A 13,142-nucleotide genomic window follows, 5' to 3' on the forward strand; every position below is an offset into this window, starting at 1 on the left:
CCTCGTTTTTATTTTTACAGCTTAAGCTTCATGATTTTCGCTTTCCAACCTGTATAATTAGCCCATCTGTGATTTCCAGCTTTAGGGCTGGATCCTCCACTGGATGGCCCTAACACTATTATGCAGGGGATACATAGAAGGTTTTTTGCTTTTTCGGTCATTTCCCAAGATGTTTCGATCTATTTCCCGGATTTTTCGATCAATCTTCTGATACTTTCGGTCAATCACGAAGGTTTTTCAATCATTTCAAAAGACTTTTCGATCATTTCCTTTTTCGAATACAATCTCATCCCTTTTCATTTCCCCTTATCCAAGCACAAAAAAAGACAGCCGAAGCTGCCTCTTTTTGTTACACTCGATTCATTTCATCTGGATCGGATCCAACACGTTCACTTTTGTTTAGTCCGTTAAGAGTTTCCACATCTTCTTGAGATAATTCAAAGTCAAATACATCTGCGTTTGAGATGATGCGGTTTTCTTTAATGGATTTTGGAATGGTTACAACTTCATTTTGCAGGTTCCAGCGGATAATAACTTGTGCTGTTGTTTTGCCATATTTTTCAGCAATTTTCATAATTGTAGGCTCATCTAAAAGCTGACCTTGTTTAAGTGGTGACCATGATTCCAGCTGAATGTTATGCTTTTTGCAGAAATTCCGTAATTCCACTTGAGTTAAGTGCGGATGGAACTCAACCTGGTTCACCATTGGTGTAATTTCAGCATCCTTCAGCAGGTCCTCTAAATGATGCTCTTTGAAGTTACTTACACCGATCGCACGTACACGTCCATCTTTATATAGTTTTTCTAATGCTTTCCATGTTTCTTTGTATTTGTTCTGAGCTGGAACTGGCCAGTGGATTAAGTATAAATCCAAGTATTCCAAGCCTAATTTTTCTAAGCTTGTATCAAATGCTTTTAATGTTTCTTCATAGCCTTGATCACCGTTCCATACCTTTGATGTAATAAATAGTTCTTCACGTGGAACACCAGCTTCTTTAATCGCTTGGCCGACACCTTCTTCATTTTGATAAATAGCTGCTGTGTCGATGCTTTTGTATCCGTTTTTGATGGCAGCTTTAACGGATTGAATGACTTCATCTCCGTCTTGAACTTTAAATACCCCTAGGCCTAACCAAGGCATTTTGACACCATTATGTAATGTGGTTGTATCTTGCAGATTTGCTGGCATTTGTATCCTCCTCACGTATAGTTCGTGTTTCTAAATATTACCTACTAAATTATATTATCAAGATTTGGTGATGAGATGCAATTTATATTGCTCATATTTCGCATCAATTAGATATAAAAGACTATCTAGCCTGTAGGAAAACTTCCATTTCCATTGCGCTGCGGACACTATTTTTCCATGTGGAGCAACTTAATACAATATAATCAAAAATGCCCAACCGATTAGAGAATATCTATAATCGATTGGGCTGCAATTATGATTCCTTTAACACAAAAACTACTTCATATACTCATTCACAAGCTCATAGCATCGTTCTTGCGTTACATCGGCCATGACAGCTGTATATTCTACATTTTCCTGGGTGCCGCCTTCATATTTTAGGGATGCTTCCTTTGCAGTGGCGTCTCTGTATTCAATCCATTCTCTCTGTTTCACTCTCAATGCTTCCATCTCTTCAGGTGAAAGCTGTTCCTCAAGGACCGCATAAATTTCATTCAATAGTCCGTCCCAAGCTTCCCATCGATCTGAAGCTTCTTTTTTCATTTCAACCGTATTTGATGCCGTCGAGTTTTCCATCATTTCTGTCATTTCTTGATCTAGTTCATCCAGTTTTGAGAGATACTCTTGTTTTTTACTGGCAGGTTCTTCCGTGTCACCATTGCCAGGAGACTCTGATGGTTCTTCAACAGGTGTTTCCTCCGATGCATCTTCAGTAGATGCTCCTTGCTCATCCGCTTCAGAAGTTTCGGTCTCTTCCGATGAATTTTCCGTTGATTGTTCTGCTTCGCTATTTTCCTCTGATTCGCTGTTGGATGTAGAGTTTGCCTCATCTGCTGTGTCCTGGCAAGCTGCTAAAACTAATACTAACGCTGTCAGCAAAACCAGCATGATACTGTTTCTTTTCATGTTTAAAACCTCATTTGTAAAAATTTTTGTTGCCTATTCGGCTGCCGACCTGAAACATACATTATTTCTAATTCTATTATATTATATAAAATTCAAGAATTCACAGATTTTGCTGGCTATTCGTTCTTTTCCCCTTTACTTTCAACTTAATATTTAGGAACCCTTCATATCCAAAAGCAACTAATAATCCCGCCCAAAATATTAATTTGGATGATAAGGGTTCACTGCCGTCAATTAGAAAAAAACTATAGTTTATAAATAATAAAAACATATAAGTGTAAAAACCAAGAACTGCTCCTTTTCTCCAATGCATATGTTCTCTGTTAGACATCATTTTAAATAATTTCATGATTTCCTCCACAATAACAGATGTATCAAGAAAGGTTACTCTGTTTCTTCAATAATTTTATAATATGATCTATAACAACACCAGGATCCTCAAGATGAACGGAATGACCCGTATCCGTTTCAATGTGTTCAGTGTTATCAGTCAAGTTCGTTAGCAGAAGCTGGTTTTTCTTCCAGATCTCAGTTTGTTTATTTGCACTCATTACTACAACAGGCAGATCTGCCGGCAGCGGTTTTGCATTCAAGAGCTGATGTGCGGAGATTTCACTATCCCTATATTCATTATAAACTGATTGATAGGCTCCTATCGTGTATCCGACGTATTTTAGAGCTTCTTCATGTTCTTGTGTGAGGAATTTCCGCCCAATCTTCTGGTTAAGTATTCTCGGAATTCCAATCAATGAAGTGATATGCCCAAAGGTGACAAGCTTGCTAAATTGCCTGATTCGTTTTGCATTCTCTTGATTCTTTACATAGTAATTCTCATGTGCAGCATCGACGAGTACTAAACCAGCGACTTCATCGGGATACATGCTGGCAAATAAACGCATCGCTAGTCCGCCAAAAGAGTGGCCGACCAATATAAAAGGCGGATCTATTTTTAGTGCACTAAGAACATCTCTTAGTTCTTCTACACTATCCAAAGAGGTCATTGTCTTCCTATTTGTCCTGCTCCAGCCATAACTGCCCCGATCATAGGAAATGACACGAGCATGCTTAGAAATCTCTGGCTGAATGTAGCACCAATCAATGGAGATTGAGCTCAGCCCGGCTTCTAGAATGACCGTAACAGGTCCTTCACCACTAACAATGGCATGTACCTCTGAAAATTGGGTTTTAACAATCTGTCCAGGCGGTTTCACCTTATTTTTCCGATCAATTGCCAGGTTCCAGATTGTCAATGGGAACCCAACTGTGCCTAATGCATTTCTGAATACTGTTGCTAAGGTCATTTTTCTCCTCCATATTGTTCCAATATTATGTATGGTAAATATTATTCAAGATGGGGTGAAAAATTTCCTTCTAGCTCAGCCCGATTGCTTTAGTCCTTGGAGTAAAGCTGTATTTATAAATCTGCCTTGGATCAACTGCCTTCGTTAAAATAGACTACTTCCCAAATATGTCCATCAGGGTCTTCAAAATAGCCAGAGTAACCCCAATCGAACTCCTTTGGCTGTTTAGGCAATATGGTTCCGCCAAATTCAATTGCTGTCTTTAAAATAGAATCCACTTCTTCTTTCTTCTCCACCGCACAGCTCAGAATGACATTATTCGTTTTGGCAGCTGTACTTGCTGCTGTAAACTCTTCAAGCTCTGACCTCAAATAAAGAACCAATGATGTGTCATCTTCCATCCTAAAAACGACATGATCGGCACCTTGTACAAACTCTTCCATCGGAAAACCTAATCCTTCCTTATAAAAAGAGATCGACACATCCAAGTTTTGCACAGCAAGTGTTATAATATTAATTTTTGCTTTCACCTTCATCCCTCCCAATCGTTTTGTAACACATTCATTTTTCACTGTTACTTAGACGGGTCTAAACAGCTGCAATCGTACCTGCTAAGCTTTCCTCCACTCTTCAGCTAAAATCGCGTAATAATACTCATCCCACCACTCTGAACCGTTTGGTATACATTTCTTAAAATAGCCTTCTCTTCTCATGCCGATCTTCTCCATAACCCGATGGGAAGCAATGTTTTCAGGTTGGCAGGTTGCAATAATTCTGTGCAGCTTCACTTTCTCAAAGCTATAATCTAAAATGCCTTTAGCAGCTTCTGAAGCATAGCCTTTGCTGTAATACCTTGGATTAAAGACCCAGCCAATCTCATATGTGTGTTCACCAAAGTATTTATGAAAAACTATATGTCCGATAAGAATATCTCCATCAAGTAATACCACAGGAAAATATTTTGCATCAGCATCCATATTTTGATTTACTAACTCTTTCGCTTTCTCTTGTGTGAATACCCCTTCTGGGATGTATTGCATTACATTCCGGTCTGATGTGTATTCATAAACCGCTTGCCAATCTTTAGAATCGAATTGACGTATCAATAACCTATTTGTTTTTATGTACATGACCTAATCTCCGTTTACTTAATTCAGCACCTAAAAAGTAAATTCTTTTTTTATTCCTAAATCCCTTCACATATCTGCAGGCTCTTTACAACAAAAAAAAGACACTCCTTCTGTTTCAAGGATTGCCTCTGTCAATCATTATGTACCAAGCTTTGCTGATCTACCAGCCTGCCCATCAAACCACAAGGACAGTCAAGGTACCTCGAAGTTTTCCTTCAAAGTTGTATGGCAGGATTTTATTAACACTAATTACTTACAACTAAACACTAAACAGTTAAACACTGATCACTAAGCACTCAATACTGAACACTTATCATAGTGTTTCCTCTATGGGAAACCATCAGATTTGATTGACTGGATTTAGTGGTTTACAGCGATAGACCAGCAAAGTTAAGCAATCTTAGTCGATTTCTACTTCAACAAATGTTCTTGCATTCACTTCATTCAGTGTACCATCAATTTCGGTCATGAACTCAACCAAAAACGCATCAAGTTCATCCATTTTTTCGATTGGCACTAAATAGAGTACATCTGCGAGAACCTCTTTTTTCACTTGTTCTGAGAGACCCTCTGTTTTCATGTTTTTATTAAATTGGTCAACTTCAGTGGTTGCCTTCGATACAGCTTTCTGATAAGCATATTTCAGATTTTCAAAGTATGCTTGAATATCATTTTTATAGACTAGAGCTTCAGCAATTTTCATTGTCTTCCCTGTAATGACGATATCGGTTTCCAGATTCGCCTTATTAATCGCTACCGTTAACTTTATGTAATTATCTTTCAGGTCATAAAACTGCTGGAATAATGCTTTCACTTTGTCTATCGATTCTTGATGATTCTTTTTGATATCCTTCTTTTCATCAGATAATATGTGAAGCCTTTTATTATTAATGGCACCATGCTGAGAAATATCTTTTGTAATTTTCTCTAACTGGGCTTTGATCGTTTTTTTGCGTGTCATCGCACGGGCAATCGTCATTTGCATAACGGGCTCCTCCCCTTTTTGCTTCCTATCTTGCTGTGTAAATCATAGAATAATATATTTTAAAAATCAACAAATAAGTCATTTATTTCCTGTATAAAATTCCAGCGTTCCTTCCTTTAACAGGCAGAACATTCTATTACTGTATTTCTCTTAGTTAAAACTTGTTTCTACACTAAAAAAATACTACGATTAACCTACAATAACCATTTGTTGAATAACAATCAGAAAAGGAGTTCTAAAACTGCATATGTTCATTCTTATTATGCTTCTCTCTCTGCTGATTTACGGCGGGCTTGTTTATTATATCGGCTGGAGAGGGTATCGCTTGCTGCGTCCGGATACTTCCTCGCGGCGTTTTAAAACGATTTATATTTTAGTCATCACGCTGGCAGCCACTTCATTTGTTCTGGGCCGTGTGTCCGGAATCACATTCTTAAATATTGCTGGCGCCTACTGGATGGCTTGTTTTTACCTGCTGATCTTACTGGTTCCTCTTGCCCATTTGACAGTCATTCTCTTGCGATTAACAAAGCTGCCGAGACGAAAGACGCAGGTATGGGCTGGAGTTATTACGCTTGGGTTAGTATTATCTCTATTAGGATATGGCGTTTTTAATACATACAGCCCTGTTGTTCGTACTTATGATATTACAATGGAAAAACGTTCTTCCACGCTCGATTCATTGCATATCGCAATGGCGGCAGATATGCACTTTGGTCTCCTGTCCGGCAGAAATCACGCTGAGCGTCTTGTAAAAGAGATGAATAAACTAAAGCCAGATATTATTTTAATGCCTGGTGACCTTTTTGATGATGATGTTCAGCCATTTCTTGATCAGGAAATCAATCAAATCTTATCTGAGCTTGATGCCCCATATGGCGTGTACGCCTCCCTTGGCAATCATGACAAGCATGAAGGAACGATGGATGAGCTGATACAAGCATTAGAGAATAGCGGTATCACAGTTCTGTATGATGAGACAGAAAACATTGAGGACCAGTTTTCGCTGATTGGACGCAAAGATTATTCAGATCCAGACAGACTGTCTTTAGACACACTTATGAATGAAGTCGATTCTTCTAAACCTGTCATATTGCTGGAGCATCAGCCGTATGATCTAGACATCGCACAGCAGGAAGGTGTAGACCTAATGCTTTCTGGTCATACCCATCGCGGACAAGTTTTCCCTGGCAGCCTCATAACGGCTTCCCTTTTCGAAAATGATTGGGGACATTTACAGAAGGAACAAATGCATTCTGTTGTTACCTCAGGGTTTGGCTTCTGGGGACCGCCAATGCGGATTGGCACAAGATCTGAAATTGTCAGTATTCAGGTTCAGTTTCAATAATATAAACCGTTTGAAAGAGACTGAGACATAAGTATTTAACACACGCATAGAACCGAATGCTTAGGAAATCATCTTTCTAATCATTCGGTTTTTTATGATTATAAGATTTATTTTATTCACTTGAGTGAAATGGAGCGGAGGACACTCGACTCCGGAGGGAAATAGAGGAAAAGGTGAGACCCCGCAGGCGTGCCGAGGAGGCTCAGCTTCCTCCCCTCGGAAAGCGAGAGTCCGCAGCGCAGGTGGAACGGACTTGTTTAAATACCCTTACCAAGATAATAAATATTCGTGTTTTAGAAATATTAATTTCGTTTTGTCCTCTTTTTATTATAACAATTACTGCTCCCGCTTCTCATTCTCCTAAAAATGATTTAATCTATAGTAGTTCAGTAAGCAGTTTGAGGTGAAAATATGAACCCTATATTAATTGTAGACGATGAAAAAGAGATTGCCGATTTAGTAAAATTTTATTTAATAAATGAAGGCTATGATGTACATGTGTTTTATGAAGGAAAACCGGCACTTGAATTTATACAAAATCATGAGCTCGAGCTTGCGATTTTAGACGTGATGCTGCCGGATGTGGACGGGTTCTCAATCTGTCAGAAAATCCGAGAGAATCACCATTATCCCGTGATTATGCTAACAGCAAAAATTGAAGATATCGACAAAATCACCGGGCTGACATTAGGTGCTGATGACTACATAACAAAGCCTTTTAATCCGCTGGAAATGGTGGCTAGAGTAAAAGCACAGCTGCGCCGCTATAAACGCTATAATACAAATAACAGCAGCACCCCTGAGCCTGCAGCTGCTGCAAAGGAACATGATTTCTCTGGCTTAATCATTAATCAGGACACCCGTAAATGCACGCTCTATGGAAAACCACTTTCATTAACGCCGATCGAATTCTCGATTCTTTGGCATTTATGTGAAAACAAAGGCAAGGTGGTTTCCTCAGAGGAACTGTTTGAAGCCGTCTGGGGCGAGAAATATATTGATAATAACAATACTGTGATGGCCCATATTGCCCGTTTACGGGAAAAAATGAAAGAGCCTTCAAGAAAGCCAAAGTTTATTAAAACGGTATGGGGGGTTGGCTATACCATTGAATAGAGAAAGTGCTCCAAGCAGCGGATTAACTGGCAGGATGTTTATGAAATTTTTCTCTGCAATCTTTATTTTTTCAGTTGGTTTAATGACATTTATTATTGCAGGTTATTTTATCTATAGCAATTTTGTTTGGCAGCCAAATGATTTGTTCTATCTCCTGCTAAGTCCTGTTCGCAATAACCCCATTCCTTTTATTCTAATCACATGGATGATCGGGATTGTCGGCATCTTTATGTATTTTTGGAGAAAAACGCTCAAGTACGTAGATCAGATTGTAGAAGCAAGCAGGCTGCTTGCTTCAGACAATAGTGATTATATCCGTCTGCCATCTGAATTAAAGCAAGTGGAAGAACGAATGAATAGCACCAAGCAGGATTCGATCCGCAATGCCAGACTGGCAAAAGAAGCAGAACAGCGCAAAAATGACCTGCTTGTTTATCTGGCTCATGATTTGAAAACACCTCTAACTTCTGTCATCGGCTATTTAACACTGCTGCGGGATGAACAGCAAATTTCAGAAGAGCTGCGGGAAAAATATCTATCGATTTCATTAGATAAAGCCGAACGACTTGAGGATTTAATTAATGAGTTCTTTGAAATCACCCGTTTCAATTTAACACAGCTAAGTCCTGAAATGAGTCTTATTAATCTGACTAGAATGCTGGAGCAGATTACTTTTGAATTTAATCCCCTACTTGCAGAAAAGAAGTTAACCTGCCAATTAGAGATTGAGGACAATCTGGAAATCTCCTGCGACGTTAATAAAATGGAACGTGTTTTTGATAACTTAATCCGCAATGCAATTAATTACAGCTATGAAAATAGCGCCATTATCATTCGTTCAGAAAAGGATCAGAACCATTTACACCTTCATTTTATAAACAAAGGTCCTGTCATTCCGAAAGATAAGCTGGAGCGCATCTTTGAACAATTCTATCGATTGGACACGTCCCGCGGAACGAAATCAGGTGGAGCAGGACTTGGCCTTGCAATCGCCAAGGAAATCGTTGAACTGCACGGCGGCACGATCTCTGCACAGAGTGAGAATGAAACGGTTGAATTTATCGTCACACTCCCTCTCACCGTAAGAAAATCGTAAGAATTACAGAAGAAAAACGTATTATTTCCTTGAAAATAAACGAAAAAATAACACTTTTTGTTTTAGTACGATTTATGTACAGAAACAAAAAGTGTTTTTTTATTTACAAGGAGGAATTTATTATGGAAAAAATGATCGTTGCTGTTCTGTTTGGCGGCTGCTCGAATGAATATGAAGTATCTCTGCAATCTGCATACTCTGTCATTACACATATGGATCCTGAAAAATATGAAGTCGTTTTAATTGGCATCACAAAGGAAGGGCGCTGGTACCGATATCACGGCCGTGCAGAAAACATCTTAAATGATACATGGTATGCTGATGAAGCAAACTGTACGCCTGCGATCTTTTCGCCAAACCGCTATGAGAATCATTTATTGGAAGAGGCAAATGGACAAGTTGTCAAAACGATGATTGACCTAGTATTCCCAGTTTTACATGGTAAAAATGGCGAAGACGGAACACTGCAAGGATACTTAGAGCTAGCTGGAATTCCATACGTGGGCTGTAATACCTTATCTTCTGCCTTGTGCATGGATAAAGACCGCGCTCATAAATTAGCAGCACTCGAAGGGGTTCGCACCCCAGCTTCCGTAGTATTTTCAAAGTCTGGGTTAATAGAAGAAATCATTGCAGAAACTGATCAGCTGAAGCTGCCGCTTTTTGTTAAACCCGTTAAATCTGGCTCCTCCATCGGAATTACGCTTGTTAACGAAAGAGACGAACTGCCCAGTGCTGTTGCCGAAGCTTTTTCTCATGATGACCGTGTTATTATCGAAGAGTTTATTGATGGTTTTGAAGTTGGATGTGCTATTTTAGGCAATGATGACCTCATTGTCGGTGAAGTGGACGAAATAGAGTTGGAAACTGGCTATTTTGATTTTAAAGAAAAATACAGTCTCACTACTTCAAAGATTCATATGCCAGCCCGCATCGACGAAGATCTGAAAGCAAAAGTAAAGGATACAGGCATTAAAATCTATCATGCCCTTGGCTGCTCTGGTTTGGCACGGGTGGACATGTTTATTACCCCAAGTGGCGAGATTGTCTTCAATGAAGTGAACACTTTTCCAGGTTTCACAGATCACAGCCGTTATCCAAATATGATGAAAGGCATTGGATTAACGTTTTCCGAAATCATTGATACGCTGATCCAATTGGGGCTTGAGCGATGAGAAACATTACGCTGCAGAAAGACGATATGTATAAAGGCTATTTACTGCTCGTAAATCGCCATAACGGACTAAAACAAAGACAAGCCCAAGATTCACCAGCACTTGTGCCCTGTCTTGAAAACGTCGAATCTATTTTACTCGAACGAAGGGCCGCTGCCTCATTAACTCAGCTTCTTGAAAAAGTAGAAGCACGGGGAAAAATTGTGCCAGTTAGCGGTTTTCGAAGCAAAGAAGAACAAGAACAATTATTCAAAGATTCTCTCATAAAAAATGGCAGAACCTTTACAGAGCAATATGTCGCCTATCCAGGCTGCAGCGAGCATGAGTCTGGTCTTGCCATTGATTTAGGAGAAAATACGGATGAAATTGATTTCATTCGTCCTTCTTTTCCATACACAGGCATCTTTGGTCAGTTTCGCAAACTGGCGGCAGACTACGGTTTTATTGAGCGCTATTCCAGCGGCAAAGAAGAGATAACAGGCATCTCACACGAACCTTGGCATTTCCGTTATATCGGATACCCGCACGCAAGAATTATGGATCATCACGATTTCTGTCTGGAAGAATACATTCAGTTTCTTTCCGATTTTCCGCAGGATAGCCAGCATTATACATTTAGTGAAAAGGGCAAAAACTTCGAGATATTTTTTGTAAGAGCAATAGATCAGGAGACGACCATTCAAATACCAGAGGATTGCTTATACCAAGTCTCCGGGAACAATGTGGACGGCTTTATCGTGACAGTTTGGAGAAATTCTTTATGAGTAAAACAGGGTCGCTTGATTCCTTTAGGTTAATAGCTGCTTTTCTTGTAATTGCTAACCATACATCACCGCTTCTTTCTTATGGAGAGAATGGTGATTTTATTCTGACGCGGATTATTGCCAGAGTCGCAGTTCCCTTTTTTCTCATGGTCAGCGGGTACTTTCTCTATAAGTATATCGAAAATGGCGATAAGGCTTATATTCTTTCTTTCTGTAAAAAAATCGCCATATTATATGCTCTTTCCATTTTCCTGTACCTCCCGCTGAATTTGTATGCCGGTCATTATGAGGCTGCAAATTGGGGGCAGGAATTGATTAAGGATATCATCTTTGATGGCACTTTTTATCATTTATGGTATTTCCCTGGACTGATTTTAGGTGTGATGATTGTTGCTTTTCTAGTTCGTAAAATAGGACTAAAATTCACTTTTTTCATCTCTCTTATTCTTTATATTATAGGATTATTCGGTGACAGCTACTATGGAGTTACAGAGACGTTATCCAGTTTAGAAACATTTTATGATGTAGTCTTTACTCTATCAGACTATACAAGAAATGGCGTTTTTATGGTGCCAATCTTTTTAATGCTGGGAATGCTGATTTATAAAGGGAATCATGTAATTCCTCTTCAGCGAAATCTTCTGTTTTTCATTATCTCTTTTTCTTTGCTGATACTTGAAGGACTGCTCCTGCATGCTTTTGAGCTTCAGCGGCATGACAGTATGTATATCATGCTCGTTCCAGCAATGTATTTTCTCTTTAGAAGCCTGCTGCAAATTCGGGGAAAAAGCAGTAAAGGTCTTCGTACTATTTCAACGATCATGTACATAATCCATCCTTGGATAATTGTGCTTGTCCGTTCTGCAGCAGAGATCTTTAAACTGGAAAATTGGTTTGTTGATAATAGCCTCCTGCACTTTGCAGCTGTCAGCTTTTTCACTTTTGCTGCAGCAAGACTAGCAACGATTGTTTGGAAAAGGGAAAAAAATGCTAACCCGCCCCCTACTGGGAGAGCATGGGTAGAAATTGATCTACAGGCATTGAGGGAAAACGCAAGACAACTGATAAGAATACTCCCAGAGAAAACAAAACTAATGGCAGTGGTAAAAGCAAATGCCTACGGTCATGGGTCAGTAAAAATAGCAAAAGAATTATCGCAAACAGGAATAAATTCATTTGCCGTTGCTACTTTAGCTGAAGCAATTGAGCTTCGGAGTAACGGCATTAAAGGTGATATTCTTATTTTAGGGTATACCCCCGCTCAATCTATTAGGATTATCAAGAAATATAACTTTACACAAACAGTGATTGGACTTGAGCATGCAAAGGAGTTAAACAGACAAGCTGTACCCATCAACATTCAGATCAAGATAGATACAGGGATGCATCGTTTGGGAACTGATGCTTCAGGGCTTGCAGATCTTAAAGAAATTTATCAGTGCAAACATTTAACGATAACAGGTGTTTTTTCGCATTTAGCAGTATCTGATAGCCTAGATCCAGATGATATAGCATTTACGAATAGACAAATAGATAGATACAATCAAACAATTCAATGGCTGGAATCACAGCACCTTCCTGTTGGGCATCAGCATATTCAAGCTAGCTATGGCATCTTGAATTATCCTCATTTACAGTATGATTACGCTCGTGCAGGGATCACTCTTTATGGAGTCCTAAGCCAAAATGATAGGGTTAATACGAATGTTGAACTAAAACCCGTATTATCTATTAAAGCTAGAGTTGCAATGGTAAAGTCCTTGCACACTGGGGAAGAGCTCGGCTATGGAAGATCCTTCACCGCAGCAAGCACAATGAAGACAGCAGTCATCACGATTGGCTATGCTGATGGTATTCCAAGAAATATGGCAAACGGACATGTCCTAATTCGTTCGCAAAAAGCACCGATTATCGGCCGGATCTGCATGGATCAGCTCCTGGTGGATGTTTCAGGAATTGAAGGGGTACAAGCAGACGATATTGCAACATTGATTGGCAAAGATGGATCACAGCAAATCACAGCAGAAGACGTTTCGGAGTCATGCGGGACAATCACGAATGAATTATTGAGCAGACTTGGGGAGCGATTGGGGTATGTTTATAAAATATAATTTAGTAGCAGTCTGTACTTT

13 protein-coding genes are annotated in these 13,142 nt (G+C 39.4%); 6 read left to right on the top strand and 7 right to left on the bottom strand.

All coding sequences use genetic code 11. From position 1 onward, the window contains the following. Positions 1-349: 349 nt before the first annotated feature. The 7 genes from B7E07_RS17040 to B7E07_RS17070 form a co-directional block, all read right to left on the bottom strand. Positions 350-1,189, bottom strand: a complete 840-nt coding sequence (locus B7E07_RS17040; protein ID WP_080847787.1) for an aldo/keto reductase — start codon at positions 1,187-1,189, stop codon at positions 350-352. A gap of 276 nt (positions 1,190-1,465) precedes the next feature. Beyond that, entirely contained in the window at positions 1,466-2,095 is a 630-nt protein-coding gene (locus B7E07_RS17045) for a lysozyme inhibitor LprI family protein (protein WP_080847791.1), read from the bottom strand. Positions 2,096-2,195: 100 nt separating this feature from the next. Then, complete coding sequence (locus tag B7E07_RS17050; protein WP_080847794.1) at positions 2,196-2,444, bottom strand: hypothetical protein; 249 nt, start codon at positions 2,442-2,444, stop codon at positions 2,196-2,198. Between the two features lie 25 nt (positions 2,445-2,469). Then, positions 2,470-3,396, bottom strand: a complete 927-nt coding sequence (locus B7E07_RS17055) for an alpha/beta fold hydrolase (RefSeq protein ID WP_080847796.1) — start codon at positions 3,394-3,396, stop codon at positions 2,470-2,472. 131 nt (positions 3,397-3,527) lie between these two features. Further along, positions 3,528-3,926, bottom strand: coding sequence for a VOC family protein (locus B7E07_RS17060; RefSeq protein WP_176215231.1), 399 nt, complete (start codon positions 3,924-3,926; stop codon positions 3,528-3,530). 81 nt (positions 3,927-4,007) lie between these two features. Then, the gene (locus B7E07_RS17065; protein WP_080847802.1) at positions 4,008-4,526 is read right to left on the bottom strand and encodes a GNAT family N-acetyltransferase; all 519 of its coding nucleotides are present in this window, start codon (positions 4,524-4,526) and stop codon (positions 4,008-4,010) included. A 400-nt stretch (positions 4,527-4,926) separates the two neighbouring features. Further along, positions 4,927-5,511 carry a hypothetical protein gene (locus B7E07_RS17070; RefSeq protein ID WP_080847805.1) on the bottom strand — a complete coding sequence of 195 codons (585 nt, stop codon included), beginning with the start codon at positions 5,509-5,511 and terminating at the stop codon, positions 4,927-4,929. Positions 5,512-5,758: 247 nt separating this feature from the next. On the opposite strand from B7E07_RS17070, the gene B7E07_RS17075 reads away from it, so the two are divergent. The 6 genes from B7E07_RS17075 (at position 5,759) to vanT (ending at position 13,121) form a co-directional block, all read left to right on the top strand. Continuing rightward, the gene (locus B7E07_RS17075; RefSeq protein ID WP_080847809.1) at positions 5,759-6,859 is read left to right on the top strand and encodes a metallophosphoesterase; all 1,101 of its coding nucleotides are present in this window, start codon (positions 5,759-5,761) and stop codon (positions 6,857-6,859) included. Positions 6,860-7,270: 411 nt separating this feature from the next. Continuing rightward, positions 7,271-7,975, top strand: a complete 705-nt coding sequence (vanR, locus tag B7E07_RS17080; RefSeq protein WP_080847812.1) for a VanR-ABDEGLN family response regulator transcription factor — start codon at positions 7,271-7,273, stop codon at positions 7,973-7,975. Then, positions 7,968-9,071 carry a vancomycin resistance histidine kinase VanS gene (gene vanS / locus B7E07_RS17085; RefSeq protein WP_373886057.1) on the top strand — a complete coding sequence of 368 codons (1,104 nt, stop codon included), beginning with the start codon at positions 7,968-7,970 and terminating at the stop codon, positions 9,069-9,071. Before vanR ends, vanS begins: the two co-directional genes overlap by 8 nt. Before the next feature lie 122 nt (positions 9,072-9,193). Continuing rightward, the gene (gene vanG / locus B7E07_RS17090; RefSeq protein WP_080847815.1) at positions 9,194-10,246 is read left to right on the top strand and encodes a D-alanine--D-serine ligase VanG; all 1,053 of its coding nucleotides are present in this window, start codon (positions 9,194-9,196) and stop codon (positions 10,244-10,246) included. Next, positions 10,243-11,010 (top strand): D-alanyl-D-alanine carboxypeptidase family protein, encoded by a 768-nt coding sequence (locus B7E07_RS17095; RefSeq protein ID WP_080847819.1) that lies wholly within the window; start codon positions 10,243-10,245, stop codon positions 11,008-11,010. Before vanG ends, B7E07_RS17095 begins: the two co-directional genes overlap by 4 nt. Beyond that, complete coding sequence (gene vanT, locus B7E07_RS17100; RefSeq protein WP_080847822.1) at positions 11,007-13,121, top strand: serine racemase VanT catalytic subunit; 2,115 nt, start codon at positions 11,007-11,009, stop codon at positions 13,119-13,121. Before B7E07_RS17095 ends, vanT begins: the two co-directional genes overlap by 4 nt. The last annotated feature ends 21 nt before the right edge of the window (positions 13,122-13,142 follow it).

The sequence above is a fragment of the Cytobacillus gottheilii genome, assembly GCF_900166665.1.
Taxonomy (GTDB): Bacteria; Bacillota; Bacilli; order Bacillales; family Cytobacillaceae; genus Cytobacillus; species Cytobacillus gottheilii_A.